Here is a 25,800-nt window from a genome sequence, read left to right as displayed (position 1 = left end):
CAATCATGCAATTACCAAAATTCATATTAGGGGACAATACAGATTATCCCAACGCCATTTATGTTATCCATACAGAATTTCCAAGGTTCATAATTAATCTTGAAAATGACGAGGTAGAATGGTTTGAGGATTTTGATGAGGAAGACCAAAGCGAATTAGAAGCTGAAACGGAGAACATGATTAAATTAGCTACTGAATTTTACGACCGGGAAATTTCTTTATACGAAGAGTCATGATTGAACAACTTCTTGAATATGACAAATCCCTGTTTTTATTCTTAAATAATTTAGGATCTCCTACGTGGGACAATTTATGGTTGACCATAACTTATAAATTTACGTTTATTCCGCTGTATGCACTTTTATTATATCTGCTTTATAAAAAGTATGGCTTAAAATCGCTTATGATTTTAGTAGTGGTCATAGCCTTAATGATAACCTTTACAGATCAAATGACCAACGTATTTAAGCGCACATTTGAAAGGCCACGTCCATGTGGCGAGGATGCTTTGATTGATCACATGCGCTTTATAGCAGTTCGTTGTGGGAAATATGGCTTTTTCTCGGGGCACTCATCCAACTCCATGGCGGTAGCTTTATTTGCAGGGCTCTTGTTAAAACCCTTTTATAAAAATTTGATTTTTATTTTAATGTTTTGGAGCGTGATTGTTGGTTACAGTAGAATTTATGTAGGAGTTCATTATCCGTTGGATATTATTTGTGGCTTTACCTTTGGAGCATTTTCTGGATTTTTGTTTTATAAATTGGCAACGTACCTTATAAAAAGGTTCATTTAGGCAATAATGCTCAAAGTTTGTTCCTGAATGTATATTTCTATGTTTGAATCATCAATGGTTCTATGTTCTCCATCAATTTGCATATCATAGAAACTGCTGTCTTTTTGATTGATGGTTATTTTTTTTGTTTGATAGCTTTTTACTTCTTTTAGCAGGTGGTGTTTTTTGAAAATCATCAATAAGCAAAACAAGAGTACTTTAAAACTGTTTAATCTTGAAACAATAAGAACATCCAATAAACCATCCTGTAAAGACGCTTTAGGAGTTAAACTGACATTATACCCCAATACGTTTGAGTTTGAAACAAATATCATAAAGGGTTTTAAAACCAAATTTTCATTATTTAAGCACACATCAAACTCGCGGTCATATTTTATATCCCTCAGTGATTTTAGCGTTCCTTTTATATAGCTTAAAAGCTTACGGCCATTGGATGCTTCATAGTTTTTAATGACCAATGCATCAAATCCAACACCGGTATTGCTAAAAAAATAGTTACCATTTAAGGAGCCAATATCAATTTTTTTTACATCTTGTTTTTTAATTAATGAAATGGCTTTTTGGATGTTTTTAGATATTTTAAGATTTGAAGCCAAACCATTTCCAGAGCCTAGCGGGATGACTCCCAAAATAACCGAGGTACCAATAATGCAAGAAGCGACCTCATTAATGGTGCCGTCACCACCGCAAGCTATAATGATTTTTGCTCCCTCTTTTATGGATTCTTGAGTGAGTTTAACCGCATGTTTTTTATAGACAGAGTTTTTTACAGATAGTGTATATCTGTCTTTGCTAAAATGCCCTTCAAGGAACTTTATATTAATTTTATTATCACCAGTTCCCGCAATTGGGTTTACTATAAAATGTATGTGTATCAATATTATTCCTTTATTTTAAGGCCATCATTTCTATATAGATAATCGGCTACTTGGTAATACGAAATCGTTTCATCCAAAAAATTAGTGTCATTTTGGATTTTGTTCAAACTATTGTCGTCTTTATTCCATTGGTAAAAATCAGATTCTTTTTGTTCATTCAATACCATTAATTTGTTGTTTTTCAGTAGACCTAGCTTTCTATAATTTCCTATAAGAGCCCGTTCGTCTTCAGCTTTCATCTTTAAGATGTCTTTGCCAAAAAAGTTTGATGTATAATCCCAGTTTAACAGCCCAAAAACAGTAGGAAATATATCAATTTGAGAACATAGTTTATCAATGTTTTGTGGTGCTATCAAGTTAGGGTTGTAAACAATAGCAGGAATATGATAGTTCTGCACATCTAATTCCCATCTGCCAGCACTACTTGCACAATGGTCCGCCATGATTACAAAGATGGTATTGTTAAACCAAGGTTTTGATTTGGCTTTATTTAAAAACTCACCGATTGCATAGTCTGTGTATTGTACAGCACCTTCTCTTCCGGTACCCGAAGGAATGGCAACTTTGCCTTCTGGGTAGGTGTAAGGTCTATGATTTGAGGTGGTCATAACAAAATCAAAAAACGGTTTTCCATCTTGATAGGTTTTATCAGCTTCTTTAATGACTTTATTATAGATGTCCTCATCGCAAACGCCCCATGCATTTTCAAAAGTCACCTCATCATCTTCAATATTGGTTCGTTTGGTTGTAATACTGGCATCCAACAAAAAACCACGGCCTCTATCTACTATATCAAAACCATTACCGCCAAAGTAGGTGTTCATATTGTCAAAATAGCCATCACCGCCATAAAAGAACGTCCGGTTATAACCTTCTTTTCTAAAAACCTCACCGATGGTCATGAGGCCTTGATTGTTTTTACGCTTCACAATACTTCTGCCAGGCGTTGGTGATATGGACAATGTTATGGCTTCCATGCCTCTTACGGTTCTGGTTCCGGTTGCAAACAAATTATTGAAAAACAGTCCGTTATTTGCCAATGAATCAATATTAGGAGTAATGTTTAGGCTGCTGCCCAATGAATTTAAAAACTTACCGCTTAAGCTTTCTATACAGATAAAAACGACATTGGGTTTTATAGGTGTTTTTAACGAGTCTGAATTTGTAACCGTTCTTAATATTTCATGTTTATCAGGGTGAATAAATTGTTCTTTCTCTGATTTAAGTTTATTTTTTAAAATGGTAAATGCCTTGTTTTCATCAATGGTTTTGTAAAATTTCACATAAGGCAGTTCGTTATTTCTAAAGGCAGCAAAAAAGGAATAGATGCCGGTTTTAGATAGCTCATTGTTATATCGATTACTAAATTGTTCTGAATCTTGATTTTGTACAAATACCCAGAAAAAAGCCATAATTCCACCAATAATCAGGGTTGGAAAAATTTTACTTTTGAATGGTGTTGTACTCTTAAATGTATTTGAAAATGATCCTCTTTTTTTTGTGACGAACAACAGAATTACATACGCAATTAATATAATACCTACCAACAACGGAATGGGGTAGGATTCATTGATGTTCTTTACAACTTCATTGGTGTAAATCAAGTAATCAACAGCTATAAAATTAAAGCGGCGTTTAAATTCTTCCCAAAAGGTAATCTCGGCAAAAAACGAAAACAAGAAAATAATCAGACCTAAAGAATAGCCAAAATAAGTAACCACTTTATCCAAAATGCTGCCATGAAATCTACTGGGCATAACCAATAGATATAACGCATATGGAAAGGCAAAAAATGAGACGGTGCCAATATCAAATAAAAAGCCTAATAGGAACGTGTAAATTAAATTAAAAACTGACGTGTCAGCTTCTGAAAAACTCCATGCAAATAAAATCAATCTTACAGCAAATGATAATGTCAAGAAGATTACAATAAATGTTTTTAGTAATGAAAACCGGCTTGGAAATAATTTGTTTAGCATAATAAAGGTTTGTTTTTTACGTCACTAAGTTTGCAAAGGTAAGCTGAATACTTAACTTTAAGATTAAGTAGTTTCTTAATTTTATTTAAGTAACGCGCAAATATCATAAAAGGCTATAATTAAACGCAAACTTTATTGTGTTTTACAATAAAAAAAGCAACCAAAGATTAGCTTCAATTGCTTTTAAAAAAGTTTATGTATGTTAGTTGGTTTATAAATCAATCATTATCTGAGTCTTCTTCATCTTTCATTTCTTTTTTTACTATGTTTCCTTTAGAGTCAATAACAATCTCCATGTCTGTCTCGCCTTTCTCAATCATAAATTCATAGAAACGGCCTGATTTTGTGTCAGATACTTCTATGTCCTCAATCTTGCTATCAGGAAAAGCAGTTGTCAAAGCCGTTTTTATTTGTTCTGGAACTTCTGATGATTTGACCTTGTGTTCGGTTTCTTTCCAGGCGCCATCAGTGTCAAAGTTGGCAGAATATTTAATACCATCCATTTTAAATTCTGCTTCCCATTCTGTTTCGTTTTCTTTGTCCCATTTCACATATTTGGCAGTTGGGAATTTTTCAGAGAAACTGTCCAATACTTGTTTTGGTGTTTTGCTATTTTGAGCACAAGCCAAAAAGCCAGTCAAACAAAGTCCCATAATTGATACTTGCAATGCTTTCATTTTTTAATATTTAATTGTTAATAATACATAAATGTAGCACTGAAATCTAAAGACTTTTTAAAGGGCTTTTAAATTATTAATCAAAACGTTACACTAAATTGATGCAGTGAGTCTTTAAATGAATAATGAACCTCAAAACCATAATAATCACATATTTTTTTTACAATAGCGAGACCTAATCCCAAAGATTGTGAATTTTTATCTGCTTTATAAAACCTTTGGAACAGTTGGTTGTGATTTTTAATGGCTGAATTTCCTGAATTTTGTATTGTAAATCTAGTATCTTTTAAAACCAGTGATATTTTACCCTTTGAATCGGTATATTTAATAGCATTGCCAATCAAATTGGAAAACAGTATATCTGCCAAAACCCTGTCCATTTCAATATTCACTTTTTGAAAACACAAAAAGTCAATGTTTAAATGTTTTATAGATGTAATATCTTCAAAATTATATAGTATGGATTCAATTAAGGAATTGATTTCAATGATTTCAGTATTTTTGAATTGAAGGTTTTCAATTTTAGTAAGTAATATTAAACCTTGGTTGAGTTTTGATAACCGTTTTGTATTTTTTTGTATGTCGTTTAAAACTAAATGGGTGTTATCATCAAAATTATTGTTGTCAGTTAAGTTTTCAATTTTTGCCTGAATGATTGATAGCGGTGTTTGAACTTCATGAGATAAATCTTCAGTGAATTGTTTTAAATTTTGATAGTCACTTGTAACTTTTTCAGTCAGATTTTTAATATGTTGGTTGAGTTCTGTAAACTCCAATACCTCTGATTGTTGCAGTTCAATAGGTTGGTTTGATTGCAATGAAAATGCTTTTATGGCTTCCAGATTTTTAAAAAAAGGAGTCCATAGTTTTTTATTTATGGACTTATTATAAATGTATTGAGCTATATATACAAAAGAAATAATAAAGGCAAAGGATATTAAAATTGAAATCAAGGTTTCGTCAAAGTCGGCAAAAAGGGTTCTAGTGATAATGTGGTATTTTTTTCCGTTTATTGCTTTATAAGTATTCAATTCCCTGAAAACTTCAAATTCTTTTTGTTGTTCATCATAAATAAGCGTATCCTTTATTGTTTGTTGATGTAAATCCTTGACTTCTAAAACTTCGTAAAGTGGTCTTAAAGAGCTTATGTTTTGATTGGTTTCTATTGTCTTTTCAATTCTATATGCTGTTGAGTACAAGCTTTCTTCGGCTTCAGCTTTTATATAATATCGGGTTAAAAAAAATAAAATAACCAAACTCAAAAGCACTATTATAAGCCCAAACTGCAATTGCTTTTGTGAGATTTTTTGTAAAAGCTTTGTTTTTGTTGCCATGGTTATTCTTTAATGAATTTCATAATTGAAGGTAAAACCACTAACAACAACGGTAGGGCAAACACCAATCCACCAATAACAGCAATGGCAAGCGGTTGGTGTAATTGTGCTCCAGCTCCAATGCCAAAAGCCAAAGGTGTCAGCGCCATAATGGCGGCAAAAGCGGTCATTAACTTAGGTCTTAAACGCGCCGCAATGGAGTATTCAATTTTTTCTAAATGGTTTAATGAGGCATCACTGTCTTGATATTGTCTGTAGGTAAAAATAGCATTCTCACCAATGATTCCAACAATCATAATAATCCCGGTGTAACTACCAATATTTAATGGTGTTCCTGTGATAAATAAGCTAAAAAAGCAACCAGCAACACCTAAAATAGCCGTACTTATGATGGCCAAAGCTATTTTTACGTTTTTAAACAAGAACAAAATCACAATAAAAACCAACAAGATCGCCGAAATCAGAATCATCAATAATTCCTTGAATGCTTTTTGTTGTTGTTCATATAAGCCGCCATATTCAATATGATAACCTGAAGGCAAGCTAATGGTTTCAGCCAGACGCTTTTTTATATCTTTTAAAGTGGAGCCTAAATCCCTGTTGTTTAAACGGGCAGTCACAACACCCATGGATTTTTGATTTTCCCTGTTGATTTCTGCAACACCTTTTCCAACGGTAATTGTAGCTACTTTTTGAATGGGAACCAGTGCACCATTTGGAAGTAAAATGGTTGTGTTTTTTAAATCATGAACCGTTGTTTTGTTGGCGTTTGGATAAATAATCCTAACGTTTACAATCTGTTCTTTTTCTATGACATTACTAACAACAATTCCTTCAATTTGAGCTTGTAGCTGTAATTGTAAATCGGTTGGCGTAAGTCCCATTTGTGCTAAAATGGGAACGTTAGGCTGTATGGAGATATTGGGTCCGGAAATCACTATACCATCAAATACATCGGCTGTACCATCAACGGTTTCAATTTCTGAGGCAATTTGTTTTGAATAATCTTCCAATTGCGCAATGTCATCTCCAAAGACCTTTATTTCTATCGGTTGTACCGAACTCATTAAATCGCCAAGCATATCACCAATTACTTGTCCGAAATCAACAATGAGCTGCGGGACGGCTGCTTCAATTTTTGTTCGTATTTCATCAGAAACTTCGGTTGTTGTTTTATTGCGCCTATCCTTTAGTTTTATCAAATAATCTCCTCTATTGGGTTCGGTTATAAAAAATCCCATTTGAGTGCCCAAACGTGCCGAGTAGGCTTCTACTTCGGGTTGGTTGTTAAGAATATTATTGACTACAGTGAGCATTCGGTCGGTCTCTTCCAAGGTTGTCCCAGGTGGGCTATTGTAGTCTAGTACAATGCTACCTTCATCCATTTCAGGCAGAAATCCTGAAGGTAGTTTTGACGGTATAATTATTAAAATGAGAATGCATAGAACAACAAACAATGCAGGGATGATAGGCTTTGATAAGATAGCATGTATCCATCTGGTTTTAGCTGTATGTTTACTTTTTAGGGTTTTGTTTTTTGAAAATATAATATACAGTACAGGAGCAATGAGCCACGTTACAAAAAACGAAGAAGCCAATGCTATGATCATACTAAAGGCCATCACCTTGAAATACGAACCCGCAACACCTGTCATTAAAATAAATGGAATAAAAATGACCAAGGTGCTCAATGATGAACCAATCATGGCCGGAATTAAATGTGAAATAGCCTCTTTGGTACAAAACCAAATGGATTGTTTAGGCTGTTCCTCACGTATTTTATGTATTTGCTCAATAACGATAACAACATCATCAATCATTAATCCTATGGCAGCAGCAATGGCTCCAAGAGTCATGATGTTAAAAGTATATCCAACAGCATCCAACATAATGAGCGTAAGCGACAAAGAGACTGGAATGGTAAAAAGCACCACCATACTTGCCGAAAAGGATCTTAGAAATAAAATAACAACAATCAAGGCCAAAACAAGACCAATCCATAATACATCCTTAATACTGCTAATGCTTTTGTTTACAAAGTTGGCTTGTTTGTAATACGGCACTAGTTTAACATCTTTTGGAAGAATGTTCTGTAACTCTTTTACTTTTTGCTCAATGGTGTTATTGACTTCAATAAGATTGGCCTCTGGTTGTTTAATAACAGCAATGAGCGGAACATTTTTGCCATTGGCCAAAATTTTTACATATGCTTTTGCTTCTGAAACTTTAATATCAGCAACATCTTTTAAACGTATTAACCTATTTTGGCTATTTGTAATGACCAGATTTTGTAAATCGGAGATGTTATCAATAGCGTTATCTGTTAAGGTAAGGTACAAGCGGTTGTAATCATTTAAATAGCCATTGGATTGAAGGATGTTGGAGTTTACAATGGCGTTTTGGATTGTGGCAATTGAAATCCCGAGTGTTTTTAAAGTATTAGGCTTTAAAACTACTTGATATTCTTTGTCTTTTCCACCAATAATTGCAATGTCAGAAACGCCTGGAGTAGCAGCCAGATAAGGTTTTATCTGGTATTTGGCTATTTTTTTCAGATCAACTTGTGAATAATTGTCACCTTCTAATGAATATCCCATAACGGGTAAAATAGAAGGATTCATTTTTTCAACAGAGATGTTTGTGTTGGGTAACAGATTGTTCTGTGATTGATTTATAAAGGATTCAATTTGTGATTTTGCCAGATTGATGTCCATATTCCAATCTAAAAAAACAGAGATTTCACAACTTCCTCTTGAGGTGGTACTCCTTATATATTGCAGGCCTTCAGTACGTCTGATGATGTTTTCCAAAGGAATGGTAACAGTTGTCATCATTTTGTCAACGGGTTGTTGACCAGCGTCTGCAATGACTTTTATTTTTGGAAATGTAATATCTGGAAATAATCCCGTTTTTAAATTTTGGTAAGTAAAGATGCCACCAATGAGCAATAAAAACGCAATGGCCAAAAGCGGGAATTTATATTTTGAATGCTGGCTATTTGGCAAACTCATTAGTTTTGGTTTTGAATGGTTACTAATGTTGAATCTTGCATTTGGTAACTACCTTTTGTCACAACCCAATCATTTGTTTTTATATCTTTTGATTGTATTTGTATTAAGGAATCATTACTTAGTAAGGGCGTAACGGGTTCTTTTATGGCAAGTGTATCATCAATAATTTTCATGACCCAATACTCAGTCATTAATTCATTGGTTTGTAAGGCATCATGTGGCACGCATATTGATTTTTTAGCCTCTTTGTAAATCATTTTTACGGTTACATTCAAATTTTCAGGCAAATCATGGTTTGGCAAAGCAATTAAAAATGCTTGAGATTGTGCAATGGTATCAATAATTGGTAATGAACCTGTAATTTTGGAACTTATGGTTTCACCATTTTGAAGCACAATGTCACAGGGTGTCCCAATTTTTATATGGTTTTCATATTCATAAGGAACATTCACTTCTATTGATAAGGAACTAGGCTGTGATATGGTTGCCAACAGATCACCTTCGGCAACATAATCGTTTTTTTGAATGTTTAACATGGAAATTATTCCAGAAGAATTGCAATTAATGCGAAGTGGTTTTGAAAACTTGGCTAGTGAACTATCAATTTTTATGGCTTCGTTAAGTACATCCTGTTCTTTGGTTCTTAAGGTGGCAAATGTTTGGCCTGATTTTACGGCGTCACCGATTTTGTAGGGCATCCATGAAATATAACCCGTTACATTAGCGCGAATATTTTCCTTTTTTAAATAACGGGTTGTTCCATTAAAATTTAGGTATTCTTTTAATGTCTGTTCTTTTACCAAAGCAGCTTTAACAGCTATTGGTGTTTTTTTTGGTGTTTTGGTTTGGGTTTCATTTTTGCAGCCAAAAACAAACATTAAAAGTAAAAATGATATGTATTTTAAATTCATGATATTACCAATTTATAAAATTATACTGATTGTAAAGCAACCACAAATTGGTTTGCATTTGCAATTTTGTATAGACGGTTAGCTTATAGTTTTGTATGACGTTTAAGTAATCAATAATGCTTGTTTGCCCTTGTGCCAGTTTGCCTTTAAATATTTCAAGTAAGTTTTGTTGTTGTGCTATTTGTGATTCTATGAGTTGCCTGTTTTTTTGTAAATCATCAATTTGTTGTAAAAGGCTTTTTAGATTGTTTTGTAGTTGGATTTCTTTATTTTCCTTATAAAACTCAAGAGTTTCTTGCTTTAAGTCATTTTGTAATGCATTATATTTTTTTTGGTTGCCATCATAAATGGGGATTTTTAGTTTAATTCCAGCACTGACCCCGAAATTATGAGGAATGTTTTTGGCATCAATGGCGTTCAGGCCAGTATTGCCGTAAACAGAAACCTGAGGTTTATACTGGTTTTCAAATACATTTTTATCAGCTAAAATTTGTAGACTGTCGTTTTTGAATGTCTTCTCAAAAAAGAAAGTGTCTTGTTTATCGTTTAATTTCAGTAATGGAGCTTCCAATGTGTTATGATTTTCTAGCGGAATACCACAAAGATTGTAAAGTTGGGTCTTTGCTTGATTGATACTGGAACGGATTTGTTGTAATTCTAAATTTTTGGAATCAATATTGGATTGTATCAATAAATAGTCGCTTTCTGATAAAAGCCCGCGCTTTACCAACAATTCAACAACTTGCAGTCTTTTTTCTAAATCGGTTTTTAGCTCATTGGTAAAGGTTTCTTGTAGTTGATATTGATAAACTAATATATAGTTGTCAATAATATTTTTTTCAAGATTGTGGAAAATATCTTTTGAAGATAGCGTAATAGCCTCATTTTTAAGTTTATTCTGAAATAATAGATTGTCAGTTGCAGCACCGTTAAACAAATTTTTGGTAATGTTTATTTGAGCGGAGTACAAGCCGCCATTGGTTATGCCTGCATCATAACCGTAAGCATTATTTGATGGATTTGTTGTGATGTCTATGGCTCTACCATTGCTGTTAAAAAAAGGAGCAAATAACACTTCTGATGTTGCATCAATTTTAAAATCTTGGTTTTGGGCAATTATAAGGGCATTTTGAATGGCACCAATTTTTAATAGGTTTTCATTTTCTTTCAAGGACACGGCATTTTCTTTGGCTTTGTCCAAAAAAAAGTCTAGACTTTTTTGTTGTGCCTGTGTTAAACAGAACGCTAATAGTGTTAATAGCGTTAAAAAGAAAGAAACATATCGTTTTATATAAATTACCGTATCCATATCAAAAATTATATCTCTTTAAATGTATAACCTGTTCCATAAGCAGTTTGTATATATTTAGCGCCATCTGCAGTGAGTTTTTTTCGCAAATTATTGATATGAACATAAATAAAATCAAAATTATCCAACATGTCACTGTGGTCTCCCCAAAGGTGTTCTGCTATAATCTCTTTAGAAAGCACACGATTCTTGTTGGTAATAAAGAACAGCAACAAATCAAATTCCTTTCGGGTTAATTCTATAGCAGTATTATTGACTAAAACCGTTCTTGAACTGGTATTCATTTGTATTTCATTAAAAATAATGGAGTCGTTACCATTGAATTGTCGTCTGCGTAGCACGGCTTTTATTCGCGAATTTAATTCCGCTAGATGAAACGGTTTTGTTAAATAATCATCAGCTCCTAAATCCAATCCCAGCAATTTGTCATCTATTGAGCTATTGGCAGATATGATGATAACCCCCGTGTTTTTGTGTTGTTGTTTTAAGGTTTTTAAAATATCAATGCCACTACCATTGATGAGGTTAATATCCAGTATGATTATGTCATATTCGTAAAGTGAAGACTTATAAGAGCCTTCAACAAAATCTGAAGCCGTTTCACAGATGTTGTTGTCTTTTTGCAAATAGCTTGCAATGGATTGCTGTAAATCCAATTCGTCTTCTACAATTAAAATCTTCATCAGTACACTTTATAAAACATTTAAAAGTAGATTTAAATTCTTTAGAAAATCTAAAGTTGTTATGTCTAAAAAATGCGGGTTATTAGTTAACTTTTTTCATATAAGAAAATAGATGTTGTATGGTTGGATTCTAAAAACACCAATTGATTTTTAAATGATTCAGGAATCTCCTTAATTCTTTTGTTTAAAATAATAAAATAAAATGTGTTGCCTCTATTTTCTAAAGTTTCCAAGTCATCGATTGTCTCTATTTTTTTTACTTGCCCTTTTGAATAAAACTCACCAGAGTAGGAAGTGTATTTCCAGTAATAAATAGGTGCTGGTTTTTCTGAACGTTTTGCGGTTTGATGTTCTAAGAGGTATTTATCAGAATTCAATTGTTTAAACAAGCCTTGATTGAAACACAAAACTAGTGATAAAATGATAGCTCCAACTGGAAAAATGGAACTTAAAATGAGGGCTGTTTTTTTGTTTTTGTAAGCTTCCCACCAATGAACCATTAAAAGTGTTATTGGTATCGTAGTAGGTAAAATGTACGTGTGTAGAATATTTTTGGATATGGTAAAGAAAAGCGGTGTCCAAAACAACCATAATATCAAAAAGGATACCCACTTATCTTTTAAAACAGTTGATTTGTTTTTCCATAATTTTATCAAAACTATTTGAAGCCAAGGAAACGTAAAAAGCAACAAGAACACCCAAATCATTCCCAGAGGTTGTGAATGTCCGCTACCATAAAGATCACCGTGCCATTCAGGTTTTACAAATCTGTTAAAGTGTTCGCCTACAATAAAGTAATCTAAAAATCCTGGAGATCTTTTTTCGGCTAAAATGTACCAAGGTATAGCAATGAGAACTGTTAATAGCGTTCCTGAAATCCAAGGTAATCTTGATAAAACATCTTTTATTTTTATTTTTTGAATGATTATCCAAGCTAAAATTGGAGGTCCGGTCAATACCAAAATAATGGGGCCTTTTGAGAGCAAGCCCAATCCAATTCCAATAAAAAACAAATAGTCCCAAATGGAACGCTCATTTTCTTGGATGGCTTTCCAAAACGACAGCATAACCAATGTAATACTAAAACACAAAGCAACATCTGTTGAAACAACACCCGTATGCAATAAAAACTCGGGCATGGTTAACAGAATGAAAGCAGGCAATAAAAAGGATGTTTTTGATTTTTTTACCCAATACCCCAAAATGATAATGATTATCACATTTAACAGATAAAAAGGGAGTCTGGCAGATAGTTCATTCACGCCAAAAATGCTGAAACTAATGGCAGAAAGCCAAGTTGATAAAGGAGGTTTGGCCCAAAACGGAACACCATAATCTATTTGCAATACAACCCATTCCTTGGTTTGGTACATTAAACGGGCAATTTCAGCATATCTTGATTCGGTTTTGTCCAATAAGGGAATGAATCCTAAAAGTATAAATCTGAAAATCAGGATGATTACTACTGATGAAGCTATATATTTTGAATACGGTTTAAGTATTTTACTGGACATTTTTAATGAGAGATTTTTGAGTTTTCAGAACGTATTTCAATTTTTCATGTTGTAGCGTTTATGTATCAGGTAGATATCTACCCACAATCTTAAAAAGTAACTTGTCTTTACTTTAGAATCTCCAACATCTACCCATCTTTTTAATGGAATTTCCAGCATGTTGTTTAATACGTTTTCACGTCCGTAAAAATCAATAATACGATTAAAAATTTCAACATCAAACAACCATTTTGAAATGAAAGGTTCTTTAAAAACGTGTGTGGATAATTCTTTGGTAAAAACCTTACAGCCGCACTGGGTGTCATATACTTTTAATTTCAATACTGAAGAAATAACTGTGGCAATAACCCGTCCAATCAAAAAGCGGTGTTGGCGTCTTTCTATTACCGACCCAATTTTCATAATCCTTGAGCCAAACACAAAGTTTATATCATCCGTTAGATAGGTGGTTAAAGATTTGCATTCTTCTAAAGATGTTGATAAATCAGCATCTAAATAAGCTATGTAGTTAAATTCTAAATTTTTATTTGAAAACAGGATGCCATTTCTAACGGCTTCGGCCTTGCCCAGATTTTTTGGGTTGGATATAACAAAAACCCTATCTGCAAATTTAGCTTGTAATGTTTCAAGCTTTTTAAGCGTATTGTCTGTAGAACCATCGTTTACAAAACAAATTTGGACTTCAGAATTTGACCGTAAGAAATTTTGATATGCTGTGAGAGCTATTTTTTTTTCTTCGTTATAGCAAGGGACTACAAAACAAATATGGTTTTTCAATTTTTGAAATAAAGCGTTTGGTTATAATGACAATTTAAGTCATTCTTCTAATTTAAAAATAATTTCCGCGGCAGCAAAAGGAGTTGTCTTATTATCTTCAATTAATTTTAATTGGTGAGCCAGTTCCTTTTTAATATCTGCTCGATTAAAAAAATTGGTTTTTAGTTTGTCTTCAATGGTTTGGATAAGCCAAAACTTATTTTGTTCTTGTCTTTTGGTGTTAAAATAGTTGCTTTTTTTGGTCATGGCAATATACTCCTGAATAACGTCCCAAATCGTGTCAATTCCTTCGTTGTTTACGGCGCTGCAAAGTGTTGTTTTAGGTTGCCATTTTGATGCCTTTTCAGGGTAAAAATGAAGCACTCTGTTAAACTCAACCATAGCCAATTTGGCATGTTTTAAATTGTCTCCATCAGCTTTGTTGATAGCTATGGCATCGGCCATTTCAATGATGCCTCTTTTAATGCCTTGCAATTCATCTCCTGCACCTGCAAGTTGCAACAGCAAAAAGAAATCTACCATACTGTGAACAGCCGTTTCACTTTGGCCAACGCCTACAGTTTCAATGATGATGATATCAAAGCCAGCCGCTTCGCATAAAATAATACTTTCACGGGTTTTACGGGCAACACCGCCAAGTGTATCGCCTGTTGCAGATGGCCTGATGAAAGCATTTTTGTGTTTCACCAAGTCTTCCATTCTGGTTTTATCACCCAAAATACTTCCTTTTGAAATCGAACTGCTGGGATCAATGGCCAAAACTGCTACTTTTTTACCCAATGAAATCAAATGTTTGCCAAAGGTTTCAATGAAGGTGCTTTTACCAACACCCGGCACACCTGTAATTCCTATGCGTATGGATTTATTGGCATACGGTAAGCATTCTTTTAACAGCGTGTTGGCTTTATCAAAATGAGCTGGATTTTTACTTTCTATTATGGTGATGGCCCTGCTTAATGCCGTTATGTTACCTGTGATTAAATCATTAACTAAAGTATCTACACTGGGATGTGTCTTTCGTTTTTGTTTGATATTTGAAATGGAAGACAGGTTGGTGATTTCTGATTGGGAAATACCCTTGTTTTCATGTAAAGCATTTTTTGTTTTTGCTTTTTTAGACAAAATAGATTTGATTTACTTATTTTATTCCGTTTTATGGATATTTAATGGTACGGCAATTTTTGTTTGGTCCCATTTCATAACAAAATCAACTTTATCATCTTCATTTTCAAAACCTATGGTAAATTGCTCAACTACAGAGTCCAGTTTTTTAACGGGTACGTCAATTTCCAATAAATCGTAATTGGGGTCCCACATGGGTCGCATTTCAGCATCAACTCCCCAAGGATATTTTTTGGTATTGAACATGACTTGCCAAACACTGTCTTTTGGTACGGTCCAAATAGTATATTCACCTTCAGGAATTGTAAATCCTTTTATGTAAAGAGGCTTATTGGTAGTAAACGTAGTGGCTTCATTGGCACCAGTTCGCCATACTTTATTGTACGGCACTAAGCCACCAAAAATTTCACGTCCTTTTTTATAAGGTCTGTTGTAAGTGACTTCAAGCTTTAAATCATTAAATTCAAACTTAACGGTGTCTTTTGGACTTAAGCGTGTTTCAAAGATGTTTTCAACAAAATAAGAATATAAAAAAAGGCCTAATGCTATTATTGATAAAACTATAAGGAGTCGTTTTAAAAACCTATTCATAAGTTATAATGTGTTTTAATAATTAGTGTAAAGATAATTTAAAAGCATAGATACAGAAAATACTTAACGTAGTTTTATAAAATTTTGGTATGAATTAAAAAAAATAAATTAAATTTTGCAACACTCTATTTTTTTCATCGTCTTTTAAAATGAACTAACTAAAACCAAAAGTAGCATTAGCATGTTTCAAGTTGACATTATTGAGCAATGTAAACAAAACAATCGGAAGGCACAATTGCAGTTATACAACCAGTACTGCGATGGTATGTATATTGTTGCCAAACGGTTTTTAAAGGATGCTCATGATGCCGAGGATGTTGTGCAAGAAGCGTTTATTAAAGCGTTTACCAAATTGCACCAATACAAGGCAGAGGTTACTTTTGGCGCTTGGTTAAAACGTATTGTTGTCAACAAGAGTGTCGATTTTTTAAAATCCAAAAAGCAACGTTTAGTTGATTTAGAGGAGGTGCACCTAAAAGTGATTGATACTGATGACGATGACAAATGGTTGGTAGATGATGCTGTTACAATTGACGATGTAAAAAAAGCTATTGAAAAGTTGCCCGACAAATATCAATATGTATTGATGTTATATTTAATAGAAGGCTACGATCATCAAGAGATTTCAGAGATTTTGAACATTTCGGAAATAGCATCAAGAACACAATTATCTAGAGGAAAAGTAAAATTACAAGAACTGTTAACACTTAAAAAAAATGGCACAAGATATTAGAGAGTTGTTCAAGGAAGCACAACATGTTAGTCATGAAATAATGCCAGACAATCACCAGAGCAGGTTTCTTGATAAGCTAGACAAAGCATTACCGGTTAAAAATAAGTCAAGCTTTAATGGGTTGAGGATAGCTGCCAGTATTGTTTTGTTAATCGGTTTAGGCTATGGCACATATAAATATTATGGGCCTTCAAGCACGATTGTCCCAGAAACCAATGTAGCCGCCACAAAAACGGTTACAACCAAAACATTGGGCGATGTGTCTCCGGCGCTTAAAAAAGTTGAAGATTATTATTTGGCCAGTATTAATTTGGAGTTGTCCAAAATGAAATACACGCCCGAAACCAAGGATCTTTTTGACGGATATCTTCAGCAATTGGATGAACTTAACAAAGAATACCAGCGCTTGTCGGTTGAACTAACTGAAAATGGGCCAACAGAATTAACAGTAAACGCCTTGATAGATAATTTAAAATTTCGATTAAACCTATTATACCGATTACGAGAACAATTAAAAGAATTCAGTGCTTCAGACACGCAAAGTGATGAAGCCTCACAATCAATCTAAAAAATCAAAAAATGAAACAGTTTTCTATATTAAAACAAACACTATATATAGGCATGATTTTTATTGCCACAAGTGTTTTGGCACAACAAAAATTAACCAAAGTGTCACAAAGTATTAAGGTTAACAAAGATGTTACCTTAGATTTAAACACCAGTCATTGTAATATCATTTTTGATACTTGGAATAAAGATGTTATTGAAGTAGAAGCCTATATTGAAGGTGATAATCTTTCAAAAGAAGAGATGCAAGACGCATTAAAAAATTGGAACGTAGATGTAGATGCTACAAAAAACTCGGTTTCAATTTCTACTAGAGGCAATGCACAGGTTGCTTGGGCTTACAGACATAATCCAGGTGATGAAGATGCCTACAGAGCCGTGTTGGAAGAGCTGAAATTTGAATTGGCAGATTTGCCTGAAATAGATTTTGAAATTCCAGAAGTCCCTGAAATACCGGAATTGCCCGAAATGCCCGAGATGCCTGAATTACCAGAATTGCCTGCGGGAATTAGCAATATCCATTTTGACTATGATGCCTATAAGAAGAATGGTGATGAGTATATGAAGCAATGGTCAAAAGATTTTGAATCTACCTTTGGTGAAGAATATGCCAAGAAAATGGAAGCTTGGGGCGAGAAATTTGGAAAAGAATGGAACGAGAAGTACGGTAAGGAAATGGAAGCCTGGGGAGAAAAATTCAGCAAGGAATGGGAAGAAAAAAATGGCAAAAAAATTGAAGAATGGGGTGAGCGATATGCCAAACAAATGGAAGAAAGAGCCAAGCAACTTGAGGAGCGAAGCAAACATTTAGAAGAACGACAAGAGCTTTATGGAAAGCTTGCTGAAGAAAGAGCAAAAATGGCTGATGAGCGTGCCAAACTAGCGGATGAGAGACGTGCCAAAATTGAAAAAATGATTCATAGTGGCACTAATCCAAAAGTTAAAAAAACAATCAAAATTAGAATGCCAAAAGACACCAAGGTAAAGGTTAATGTAAAATATGGTGAACTTAAATTTGCGTCCAATATAGATAATCTTAAAGCCGATCTGTCTCACACCAAATTTATAGCTACGAGCATTAATGGAAGTAACACTTCCATTAATGCTTCCTATTCACCGGTGTTGGTAACCAACTGGAATTTGGGATCCCTCAACTTAAATTATGTTAAAGATGCAGAGATAGATAATGTGAAACGATTGATGCTGACCTCAAACTCTTCCAACATAAAAATAAATAATTTAATAAACAATGCTATCATTGATGGCAGTATTGGCGATTTGGAAATTTTAAAGATAGATGATGCCTTCACCAATTTAAACGTAACCCTTCAAAACAGTGATGCTGTTATAGCGATTCCTAAAGTGGATTATAGTTTGCAATACAAAGGATCAAAATCTCGTTTTTCACACCCCAAAAAAACCACAAAAGATAATGCTACCAGCTTTTCAATTGGCAATTTAAGCAATTCAAAAACCATTGTTGTCAACGCCAAATACAGTAATGTTGCCATGAAATAAAATTTTCTGTAACACACAAAAATTCCTATGTAAAAGGAAGCCTTGCAATCATTGGCGAGACATAAATATTTTATTAAAAATTCCTATTAGAACTTAATCCAAAGTTCTTTTTTGTTTTAAAGGCACTTCTGTTCAAATAAAAATTAAAAAAAAGTTAATGACATTTTGACATTTTTATAATAATGGCAGTACTTTTGCCAACCAACTTGTGTTTTGCATTAATTAAAGTATGACAATGAGTAAAAAAGACAAAAAAGAAGATATAGAAAAGGAACAGCTTGAAAGTGTTCAAAATGAAACGGAAACTGTTGAAGCAGAAGCGCAACAAAGTGAGGAGCAATCTTTAGAGGAGAAATTGCAGAATGAACTCAAGCAAGAAAAAGATAAATTTTTAAGGTTGTTTGCCGAATTTGAAAATTATAAAAGGCGCACCTCAAAAGAACGCATAGAGCTTTTTAAAACAGCCAACGAGGATGTTATGAAAGCCTTGTTACCTGTTCTGGATGATTTTGACAGGGCTTATGCAGAAATTTCCAAAACAAAGGAAAAGGACCTTTTAAAAGGTGTTGAGTTAATTAGCAACAAACTAAAATCAACATTGGAACAAAAAGGACTTGCACCTATCAAGATAAAAAGCGGGGACGTTTTTAATGCTGATAACCATGAGGCTATCACGCAAATACCTGCTCCTTCAGAGGATTTAAAAGGAAAAATCATAGACGTTGTTGAAAAAGGTTATACTTTGGGAGATAAAATAATTCGTTTCCCCAAAGTAGTTATCGGACAATAAGACATTTACATGGCAAAGAGAGACTTTTACGATATTTTAGGCATAAATAAAGGTGCCTCACCAGAAGAAATAAAGAAGGCTTACAGAAAGATGGCTATTAAATACCATCCGGATAAAAACCCAAACGACAAAGAGGCCGAAGCCAAATTTAAGGAAGCTGCCGAGGCATATGAGGTTTTAAGTAATCCTGACAAAAAAGCACGCTATGACCAATTTGGTCACCAGGCCTTTGAGAATGGAGGCAGATATGGCGGTCATCATATGAACATGGATGACATCTTCAGTCAGTTTGGTGATATTTTTGGGGGCGCTTTTGGTGGCGGTGGTTTCTCAGGTTTTGGCGGTGGCGGTGGCCAGCGTCGGGTTAAAGGAAGCAATCTAAGGATCCGGGTAAAATTGACGTTGGAAGAGATTGCAAATGGTGTTGAGAAAAAAATCAAGGTAAGACGTAAAGCCCAAGCCAAAGGAACTACCTACAAAACATGTACAACCTGTAATGGTAGCGGTCAGGTAACCAGAATTACCAATACTATTTTAGGCAGAATGCAAACGGCTACTACGTGTAATGTTTGTGGAGGAGCCGGACAAATTATTGATAAAAAGCCAGCCGATGCTGACGCACAAGGATTGAAAGTAGTTGAAGAAACCGTTTCAATAAAAATCCCAGCGGGCGTTGTAGATGGCATGCAACTTAAGGTAGCGGGTAAAGGAAATGATGCCCCAGGAAATGGTGTTCCTGGTGATCTTTTGGTAGCCATAGAAGAAGAAGCGCACGCAACATTACAGCGTGAGGGGGATAACCTGCATTACGATTTATATGTTAGTCTGCCAAATGCCATATTAGGAACTTCAGAAGAAATTGACACGGTTACAGGTAAAGTTAGGATCAAAATAGAACCTGGCGTGCAGTCTGGTAAGATATTGAGATTACGCGGAAAAGGTATTCCAAGTATCAATGGCTATGGTAAAGGAGATTTGTTGGTTCATGTAAATGTGTGGACACCTAAAACATTAAATAAAGAACAACGGGAGTTTTTTGAAAGCATGCGTGAGGATGAGCATTTTACTCCAAAGCCAGAAAGTACAGATAAATCATTTTTTGAAAAAGTAAAAGATATGTTTTCTTAAGAAGGTTCTTTTTTTAGAACGTTTCTTCCTAAGAAATGCCCTTGTCACTAAAAGTTATAGTGTTCTTTTATTAATTATTTAATAAAAAATACTATATTTGGGTTATCACTAATTTATTAGTGATATTTTCTTTTTCATAGCAATTTTTTTCCCATCCTTAATTTTTTTAAGGGTGGGTTTTGTTTTTTAGGCTATTGGTTTTTTTAAATACTTGGTATATAATACCTCACAATCTTTTGTGAACTTTTATCATTTTATTATAAATGTTAATAAGCAACATTTAATATATTTACACAATTGACAATAAAAATTAAGAATGGGTAACATATTAGAAGTCCAAGGAGTTTCTAAAAATTTTGGATCATTTACTGCTCTCAATAACGTATCTATTTCGGTTCCAAAAGGTAGTATTTTTGGGTTATTAGGACCAAATGGTGCGGGAAAAACAACACTTATCAGAATTATTAACCAAATCACGATGCCCGACTCTGGGCATGTTTTTCTTGATGGCGAACCTTTAAATCCGCTTCATATCAAAGATATAGGTTATTTGCCTGAAGAGCGTGGGCTGTACAAATCCATGAAAGTAGGGGAGCAAGCCTTATATTTGGCACAATTAAAGGGATTGAGCCACAATGAAGCAAAGGCGCGTTTAAAATATTGGTTTGACAGATTGGATATTGGCGATTGGTGGCATAAAAAAATTCAAGAGCTCTCAAAAGGAATGGCACAAAAAATCCAGTTTGTGGTAACCGTTTTGCACCAACCTAAATTATTGATTTTTGATGAACCTTTTTCTGGGTTCGATCCTATAAACGCCAATTTAATAAAAGACGAAATTTTAAAATTAAGGGAAGACGGCGCCACGGTTATTTTTTCAACACATAGAATGGAATCCGTAGAAGAACTATGTGATGAAATTACCTTGATAAACAAATCAAACAAAATATTGGACGGCAAATTAATTGATATTAAAAGACAATTTAAAACCAATACGTTTGAGGTAGGTATCTCAACCAAAAAGCAAGATGTTTTGGAACAGGAACTGTCAGAAAAATTTCAAGTTTCCTCGGCCAATTTTAAATCTTTGGGTAATGAGTTAAAGCTAAACATCAAATTATCTGATAATGACAAGCCCAATGATTTATTGAGCTTTTTGTGCAATCATGGTGAGGTATCCCATTTTGTAGAGTTGATACCAAGTGTGAACGATATTTTTATTCAAACAATACAGAATAACTGATTATGAATCATTTACGGTTAATTATAAAACGAGAATATGTAACCAAGGTTAAAAATAAGTCCTTTATTGTTATGACCATACTAAGTCCTATTCTTATGATTGGACTCTTTTCTTTGGTTGCCTATCTGTCACAATTAAATGAAGAAAAGGAACGTGTTATCTCGGTTTTAGATGAATCTGGCATGATACAAGATGTGTTTAAAAATGGCGACCATATTTCTTATAATATCTTGGAGAATATGTCTCTAAAAGATGCCGAGGAATTGGTTAAGCAAACAGAATCTTATGGCTTGTTGCACATTGACAAATTAAATAATGTTGATTCGGTATCTGGTCATATAAAGTTCTATTCAGAAGATTCACCATCACTATCGGTCATTTCAAATTTAGAATCTAAAATTGAAAAGCGATTAGAGAACCTAAAACTTCAAAACAAAGGTGTTGATATAGGTATGATTGAAGCCGCAAAAACAAAAATAAATATTGTACAAGAAAGTTTTGAAGGCGAAAAGACCTCAAAAATTGACAGTGTTGTTAAACTTGTTTTTGGTGGATTGGCAGGTTATTTGTTGTTCATGTTCATTATAATATACGGTAACATGATCATGCGAAGTGTTATAGAAGAAAAAACAAGCCGTATTATTGAGGTTATTATATCATCTGTAAAACCTATTCAGTTGATGTTGGGAAAAATCATAGGTACTTCATTGGCAGGAATCACACAATTTGTCATTTGGTTGATAATTGGTGGTAGTTTGCTTTTTGTGGCATCGGCAATTTTTGGAATTGATATGGGGCATATGCAATCACCTAACCAACAAATGATGCAGCAAGCTATGGAAAATCCAGAAATGAACATGCAAATTCAAGACGTGTTAGCAGCTTTTTATCATCTTCCAATTGCTAATTTAATCATTGCGTTTATCGTGTTTTTTATCTGTGGGTATTTATTGTACAGTTCACTATATGCTGCCATTGGTGCCGCAGTTGATAATGAAACTGATACGCAACAGTTTGTGTTACCGGTTTTGATGCCTTTAATGTTGGCAGTTTATATAGGTTTTTTTACGGTTATTGAAGATCCGCATGGAACGGTATCAACTGTATTTTCATTTATTCCGTTTACCTCACCTGTTGTCATGCTTATGCGGATTCCGTTTGGTGTTCCGATATGGCAACAAATACTGTCGTTATTGATTTTATTGGGTACCTTTATGCTAACCGTTTGGTTTGCAGCAAAAATATACAGGGTCGGTATTTTGATGTATGGTAAAAAACCAACTTATAAAGAGTTGATTAAGTGGATAAAATATTAAAATAATGATGACTCAGGATTTAGATAAAATTGAAAATGTCATTTCTGAAAGTTCTCTTTGGGAAAAGTTTGTCAAGTTTTTAGACATTGTTGTCTATGAAAATGCTAAGCATACCATTGAAATAACCATTGGCTATGTTCTTTTGATTCTGATAATTTTAATGGCTACTTCATTTTTGCTCAGGTGGGGCAGAAAACTGTTGACACGAAGAATGCCAGAAGAAGACAAGGTTAAATTTGTAACGGTGTTTTCGTTTGCACGATGGCTTATTTATTTAATAGTGCTGCTGATTGTTATGGACTCAATCGGTATTGACGTAACAGCCGTTTTTGCAGCCTCTGCAGCCTTATTGATTGGTGTTGGTTTGGCGCTTCAAACGCTCTTTCAAGATATCATATCCGGAGTCTTTATTCTTGTTGACCAAACAGTTCATGTTGGGGATATTATAGAAATTGATGGCAAAGTGGGACGTGTAGAGGAAATAAAACTTAGAACAACCCGTGCGGTTACCATAGATAATAGGGTGTTGGTTATTCCAAACCACTTATATCTTACCAATAGTTTATTTAACTGGACCCAAAACGGAACCACTACAAGAGAGAGTGTAACCGTAGGTGTTGCATATGGAAGTGACGTGCAATTGGTTAAAAAATTACTGCTTGAGGCAGCTAATTCTCATCCTGAAATCATCGACCCTGCAGAAACGATTGTACAGTTTATGGATTTTGGAGATAGCTCATTGAATTTCAGGGTCATTTTTACTTTGGGAGACAGTTTCAATGCCAACAATCCTAAAAGTGATATTCGTTTTGAGATAGATAGATTATTTAGGGAAAACAATATCACCATTCCATTCCCACAAAGGGATGTTCATATTTTTCAAAATAAAAGTTAAAAAAGATGCCGAAAATATTAATTGTAGAAGATGAAGCAGCCATTAGGCGCGTACTTGTCAAAATTCTTTCAGAAGAAAGTGACACGTATGATGTTGAAGAAGCTGGAGATGGTTTGGAAGGAATTGAAAAAATAAAAAAGGATGATTTTGATTTGGTGCTATGCGATATCAAAATGCCTAAAATGGATGGCGTTGAAGTCTTGGAAGCCGTCAAAAAAATAAAACCCGAAATACCTATTGTCATGATTTCTGGCCATGGTGATTTAGACACGGCTGTAAATACTATGCGTATGGGAGCTTTTGACTACATATCAAAACCACCGGATTTAAATAGGCTGCTCAATACGGTCAGGAATGCTTTGGACAGAAAGGAACTGGTTGTGGAAAATAAACTGCTCAAAAAGAAAGTAAGCAAGAATTTTGAGATGATAGGAGAGAGTCCCGCTATTTCCCAAATTAAGGATATGATTGAGAAGGTGGCCCAAACCGATGCTCGGGTTCTCATCACTGGTTCCAATGGAACAGGAAAAGAACTGGTAGCCCATTGGTTACACCAAAAAAGTGAGCGCGCCAATGGCCCTATGATTGAGGTAAACTGTGCTGCTATACCAAGTGAACTGATTGAAAGTGAATTGTTTGGTCATATAAAAGGTGCCTTTACAAGCGCTGTAAAAGACAGAGCTGGTAAATTTGAAGCTGCCAACCAAGGCACTATTTTTTTAGATGAAATAGGGGATATGAGTCTGTCTGCGCAAGCCAAGGTTTTACGCGCCCTTCAAGAAAATAAAATTCAACGAGTAGGTAGTGATAAAGATATCAAGGTTAATGTTCGTGTTATTGCTGCTACCAACAAGGATTTAAAAAAGGAAATTGAAGCAGGACGGTTTAGGGAGGATTTATACCATAGATTGGCCGTTATTTTAATTCAAGTACCTGCTCTAAACGACAGAAGAGACGATATTCCGTTGCTTATTGATCATTTTGCCGAAAAAATCGCCAGTGAACACGGAACTGCCAAAAAGGTGTTTACTCCCAAAGCCATTAAGTTATTGCAGGATTATGACTGGACCGGAAACATTAGGGAATTACGCAATGTGGTAGAGCGTTTAATTATTTTAGGAGATAAAGAGGTCACCGAAAATGATGTTAAAATGTTCGCTTCAAAGTAATTAGTTGCTACAACTATTTAAATAGGATAAGTAGCTTGTAGTCAATTCTTTAAGATTATTTAAATAATAGATTTTGATTTCCTCAATACTTTTGGATGTTAAAGTATTGGAATTGCTATTTGGGTTACTCATTGTATGGTTACAACCACACATTTTTAATAGGTCATTATAATTTTTTATACTTGAGGAAATGGCTGTGTTATATTGACTGATCAGTTGTTCTTTTTGTAATGTCAATTCTTTTTCCTTTTGTTCTGCCAGTTTAAGTTTAATTTCTTGTTCCTTAAGTTTCAGCTCCATTTGTTGCTGTTTTAGTTTGGCTTGCTGGTCTTGTAACTGTGCTAAGTCATTATTGTTATCATCACTATTATCATCTGGTTGCTTCACTTGTTCTGCAGCGGTACATTTGTCCAATTCAATAATGCATTGTTTGGCAATATCCCTGGCTCTTTTTACAAAAAAACGACCATCTTCAAACGTTTCTGCATCTTCTACCTTAGCTAATAATTCTGCAGCATCATATGCATTGTTGTAAGAAGTCTCACAGCCACAATCTTTCAATTTGGGTTTGGCGCGTTCAAACGCTTTTAATGATCTATAGGCGTATTCCTTTAAGTGAGAAATGTTATTGGCTTCATAAGAAGTCTTAACATCTGAGTATGCATAAATGATATCAGAATCAGCTTGAGAGCAATTAGTCTGGCATTGGAATTTCAAAAAAATAAGAAAGAATAAAATAAAAACGTATTGTTTTTTCATGGTGTTTGGGTTGTTAATTAATAAGTAGGTGCGCCAAATGTATAAAAATACTTAATAGAGGCTTAACATTTCATCGAAATTATTGTTTTATTATATTTAC

24 protein-coding genes are annotated in these 25,800 nt (G+C 34.2%); 11 read left to right on the top strand and 13 right to left on the bottom strand.

Translation table 11 applies throughout. The annotated features are described in order from the left end of the window. The first annotated feature begins 5 nt into the window (after positions 1–5). Together IEW94_RS09585 and IEW94_RS09580 are read left to right on the top strand one after the other, a co-directional pair. Complete coding sequence (locus tag IEW94_RS09585; protein ID WP_188652404.1) at positions 6–236, top strand: DUF8828 family protein; 231 nt, start codon at positions 6–8, stop codon at positions 234–236. Next, complete coding sequence (locus IEW94_RS09580) at positions 233–796, top strand: phosphatase PAP2 family protein (protein WP_188652402.1); 564 nt, start codon at positions 233–235, stop codon at positions 794–796. Before IEW94_RS09585 ends, IEW94_RS09580 begins: the two co-directional genes overlap by 4 nt. Here the strand turns inward: IEW94_RS09580 and IEW94_RS09575 are convergent. From IEW94_RS09575 to IEW94_RS09520, 12 genes are all read right to left on the bottom strand, one after another. Further along, positions 793–1,674, bottom strand: coding sequence for a diacylglycerol/lipid kinase family protein (locus IEW94_RS09575; RefSeq protein WP_188652400.1), 882 nt, complete (start codon positions 1,672–1,674; stop codon positions 793–795). The two genes, IEW94_RS09580 and IEW94_RS09575, sit on opposite strands and share 4 nt — an antisense overlap. A 2-nt stretch (positions 1,675–1,676) precedes the next feature. Further along, the gene (locus tag IEW94_RS09570) at positions 1,677–3,653 is read right to left on the bottom strand and encodes an LTA synthase family protein (RefSeq protein WP_188652398.1); all 1,977 of its coding nucleotides are present in this window, start codon (positions 3,651–3,653) and stop codon (positions 1,677–1,679) included. A gap of 218 nt (positions 3,654–3,871) precedes the next feature. Then, the gene (locus IEW94_RS09565; protein ID WP_188652396.1) at positions 3,872–4,330 is read right to left on the bottom strand and encodes a PepSY-like domain-containing protein; all 459 of its coding nucleotides are present in this window, start codon (positions 4,328–4,330) and stop codon (positions 3,872–3,874) included. A gap of 80 nt (positions 4,331–4,410) precedes the next feature. Next, positions 4,411–5,664, bottom strand: a complete 1,254-nt coding sequence (locus tag IEW94_RS09560; protein WP_188652394.1) for a sensor histidine kinase — start codon at positions 5,662–5,664, stop codon at positions 4,411–4,413. Between the two features lie 2 nt (positions 5,665–5,666). Then, on the bottom strand, positions 5,667–8,675 hold the full coding sequence (locus tag IEW94_RS09555; protein WP_188652392.1) for an efflux RND transporter permease subunit: 3,009 nt from the start codon (positions 8,673–8,675) through the stop codon (positions 5,667–5,669). Beyond that, positions 8,675–9,586 carry an efflux RND transporter periplasmic adaptor subunit gene (locus IEW94_RS09550; RefSeq protein WP_188652390.1) on the bottom strand — a complete coding sequence of 304 codons (912 nt, stop codon included), beginning with the start codon at positions 9,584–9,586 and terminating at the stop codon, positions 8,675–8,677. Before IEW94_RS09550 ends, IEW94_RS09555 begins: the two co-directional genes overlap by 1 nt. A gap of 4 nt (positions 9,587–9,590) precedes the next feature. Then, positions 9,591–10,895, bottom strand: coding sequence for a TolC family protein (locus IEW94_RS09545; RefSeq protein ID WP_188652388.1), 1,305 nt, complete (start codon positions 10,893–10,895; stop codon positions 9,591–9,593). Between the two features lie 8 nt (positions 10,896–10,903). Next, positions 10,904–11,578 carry a response regulator transcription factor gene (locus IEW94_RS09540; RefSeq protein WP_188652386.1) on the bottom strand — a complete coding sequence of 225 codons (675 nt, stop codon included), beginning with the start codon at positions 11,576–11,578 and terminating at the stop codon, positions 10,904–10,906. Positions 11,579–11,664: 86 nt separating this feature from the next. Then, a complete protein-coding gene (locus tag IEW94_RS09535) occupies positions 11,665–13,092 on the bottom strand; it encodes an ArnT family glycosyltransferase (RefSeq protein WP_188652384.1) in 1,428 nt (475 codons plus the stop codon). A 36-nt stretch (positions 13,093–13,128) separates the two neighbouring features. Then, entirely contained in the window at positions 13,129–13,869 is a 741-nt protein-coding gene (locus tag IEW94_RS09530) for a glycosyltransferase (protein ID WP_188652382.1), read from the bottom strand. A 39-nt stretch (positions 13,870–13,908) separates the two neighbouring features. Beyond that, positions 13,909–14,991 carry a methylmalonyl Co-A mutase-associated GTPase MeaB gene (meaB, locus tag IEW94_RS09525; protein ID WP_188652381.1) on the bottom strand — a complete coding sequence of 361 codons (1,083 nt, stop codon included), beginning with the start codon at positions 14,989–14,991 and terminating at the stop codon, positions 13,909–13,911. Between the two features lie 21 nt (positions 14,992–15,012). After that, positions 15,013–15,582, bottom strand: a complete 570-nt coding sequence (locus IEW94_RS09520) for a DUF2911 domain-containing protein (protein WP_188652379.1) — start codon at positions 15,580–15,582, stop codon at positions 15,013–15,015. 181 nt (positions 15,583–15,763) lie between these two features. Here IEW94_RS09520 and IEW94_RS09515 point away from each other — a divergent pair, with 181 nt between their 5' ends. The 9 genes from IEW94_RS09515 to IEW94_RS09475 all read left to right on the top strand — a co-directional run bounded on the left by IEW94_RS09515 (position 15,764) and on the right by IEW94_RS09475 (position 24,941). Continuing rightward, positions 15,764–16,315 (top strand): RNA polymerase sigma factor, encoded by a 552-nt coding sequence (locus tag IEW94_RS09515; RefSeq protein ID WP_188652377.1) that lies wholly within the window; start codon positions 15,764–15,766, stop codon positions 16,313–16,315. Continuing rightward, positions 16,299–16,883: a hypothetical protein gene (locus IEW94_RS09510; RefSeq protein WP_188652375.1), complete on the top strand. Its 585-nt coding sequence runs from the start codon at positions 16,299–16,301 to the stop codon at positions 16,881–16,883. The genes IEW94_RS09515 and IEW94_RS09510 overlap by 17 nt, the downstream gene beginning before the upstream one ends. Positions 16,884–16,894: 11 nt before the next feature. Beyond that, positions 16,895–18,400: a hypothetical protein gene (locus IEW94_RS09505; RefSeq protein ID WP_188653090.1), complete on the top strand. Its 1,506-nt coding sequence runs from the start codon at positions 16,895–16,897 to the stop codon at positions 18,398–18,400. Between the two features lie 235 nt (positions 18,401–18,635). Then, positions 18,636–19,190, top strand: a complete 555-nt coding sequence (locus IEW94_RS09500) for a nucleotide exchange factor GrpE (RefSeq protein WP_188652373.1) — start codon at positions 18,636–18,638, stop codon at positions 19,188–19,190. A gap of 9 nt (positions 19,191–19,199) precedes the next feature. Continuing rightward, complete coding sequence (dnaJ, locus tag IEW94_RS09495; RefSeq protein WP_188652371.1) at positions 19,200–20,318, top strand: molecular chaperone DnaJ; 1,119 nt, start codon at positions 19,200–19,202, stop codon at positions 20,316–20,318. 316 nt (positions 20,319–20,634) lie between these two features. Further along, positions 20,635–21,561: an ABC transporter ATP-binding protein gene (locus IEW94_RS09490; protein ID WP_188652369.1), complete on the top strand. Its 927-nt coding sequence runs from the start codon at positions 20,635–20,637 to the stop codon at positions 21,559–21,561. Between the two features lie 2 nt (positions 21,562–21,563). Beyond that, positions 21,564–22,877 carry an ABC transporter permease gene (locus tag IEW94_RS09485; RefSeq protein ID WP_188652368.1) on the top strand — a complete coding sequence of 438 codons (1,314 nt, stop codon included), beginning with the start codon at positions 21,564–21,566 and terminating at the stop codon, positions 22,875–22,877. A 7-nt stretch (positions 22,878–22,884) separates the two neighbouring features. Further along, positions 22,885–23,772 carry a mechanosensitive ion channel family protein gene (locus IEW94_RS09480; protein ID WP_188653068.1) on the top strand — a complete coding sequence of 296 codons (888 nt, stop codon included), beginning with the start codon at positions 22,885–22,887 and terminating at the stop codon, positions 23,770–23,772. 5 nt (positions 23,773–23,777) lie between these two features. Next, a complete protein-coding gene (locus IEW94_RS09475; protein ID WP_188652366.1) occupies positions 23,778–24,941 on the top strand; it encodes a sigma-54-dependent transcriptional regulator in 1,164 nt (387 codons plus the stop codon). On the opposite strand, the gene IEW94_RS09470 is transcribed toward IEW94_RS09475, so the two are convergent. Then, the gene (locus IEW94_RS09470) at positions 24,942–25,700 is read right to left on the bottom strand and encodes a hypothetical protein (RefSeq protein ID WP_188652364.1); all 759 of its coding nucleotides are present in this window, start codon (positions 25,698–25,700) and stop codon (positions 24,942–24,944) included. Positions 25,701–25,800: the final 100 nt, after the last annotated feature.

The sequence above is a fragment of the Yeosuana aromativorans genome, assembly GCF_014646655.1.
Classification (GTDB): domain Bacteria; phylum Bacteroidota; class Bacteroidia; order Flavobacteriales; family Flavobacteriaceae; genus Yeosuana; species Yeosuana aromativorans.
The sequence above is the reverse complement of the archived record's forward strand: the minus strand, read 5'-3'. Positions and strand labels throughout refer to the sequence as shown.

Excerpts from the sequence above, each read along its gene's own strand:
- IEW94_RS09585 (WP_188652404.1), top strand. The coding sequence starts at position 6 with ATGCAATTACCAAAATTCATATTAGGGGACAATACAGATTATCCCAAC.
- IEW94_RS09485 (WP_188652368.1), top strand. The coding sequence starts at position 21,564 with ATGAATCATTTACGGTTAATTATAAAACGAGAATATGTAACCAAGGTT.
- IEW94_RS09565 (WP_188652396.1), bottom strand. The coding sequence starts at position 4,330 with ATGAAAGCATTGCAAGTATCAATTATGGGACTTTGTTTGACTGGCTTT.
- IEW94_RS09520 (WP_188652379.1), bottom strand. The coding sequence starts at position 15,582 with ATGAATAGGTTTTTAAAACGACTCCTTATAGTTTTATCAATAATAGCA.
- IEW94_RS09555 (WP_188652392.1), bottom strand. The coding sequence starts at position 8,675 with ATGAGTTTGCCAAATAGCCAGCATTCAAAATATAAATTCCCGCTTTTG.
- IEW94_RS09580 (WP_188652402.1), top strand. The coding sequence starts at position 233 with ATGATTGAACAACTTCTTGAATATGACAAATCCCTGTTTTTATTCTTA.
- IEW94_RS09535 (WP_188652384.1), bottom strand. The coding sequence starts at position 13,092 with ATGTCCAGTAAAATACTTAAACCGTATTCAAAATATATAGCTTCATCA.
- IEW94_RS09515 (WP_188652377.1), top strand. The coding sequence starts at position 15,764 with ATGTTTCAAGTTGACATTATTGAGCAATGTAAACAAAACAATCGGAAG.
- IEW94_RS09470 (WP_188652364.1), bottom strand. The coding sequence starts at position 25,700 with ATGAAAAAACAATACGTTTTTATTTTATTCTTTCTTATTTTTTTGAAA.
- IEW94_RS09510 (WP_188652375.1), top strand. The coding sequence starts at position 16,299 with ATGGCACAAGATATTAGAGAGTTGTTCAAGGAAGCACAACATGTTAGT.
- IEW94_RS09570 (WP_188652398.1), bottom strand. The coding sequence starts at position 3,653 with ATGCTAAACAAATTATTTCCAAGCCGGTTTTCATTACTAAAAACATTT.
- IEW94_RS09500 (WP_188652373.1), top strand. The coding sequence starts at position 18,636 with ATGAGTAAAAAAGACAAAAAAGAAGATATAGAAAAGGAACAGCTTGAA.
- IEW94_RS09545 (WP_188652388.1), bottom strand. The coding sequence starts at position 10,895 with ATGGATACGGTAATTTATATAAAACGATATGTTTCTTTCTTTTTAACG.
- IEW94_RS09550 (WP_188652390.1), bottom strand. The coding sequence starts at position 9,586 with ATGAATTTAAAATACATATCATTTTTACTTTTAATGTTTGTTTTTGGC.
- dnaJ (WP_188652371.1), top strand. The coding sequence starts at position 19,200 with ATGGCAAAGAGAGACTTTTACGATATTTTAGGCATAAATAAAGGTGCC.
- IEW94_RS09490 (WP_188652369.1), top strand. The coding sequence starts at position 20,635 with ATGGGTAACATATTAGAAGTCCAAGGAGTTTCTAAAAATTTTGGATCA.
- IEW94_RS09540 (WP_188652386.1), bottom strand. The coding sequence starts at position 11,578 with ATGAAGATTTTAATTGTAGAAGACGAATTGGATTTACAGCAATCCATT.
- IEW94_RS09560 (WP_188652394.1), bottom strand. The coding sequence starts at position 5,664 with ATGGCAACAAAAACAAAGCTTTTACAAAAAATCTCACAAAAGCAATTG.
- IEW94_RS09480 (WP_188653068.1), top strand. The coding sequence starts at position 22,885 with ATGACTCAGGATTTAGATAAAATTGAAAATGTCATTTCTGAAAGTTCT.
- IEW94_RS09475 (WP_188652366.1), top strand. The coding sequence starts at position 23,778 with ATGCCGAAAATATTAATTGTAGAAGATGAAGCAGCCATTAGGCGCGTA.
- IEW94_RS09505 (WP_188653090.1), top strand. The coding sequence starts at position 16,895 with ATGAAACAGTTTTCTATATTAAAACAAACACTATATATAGGCATGATT.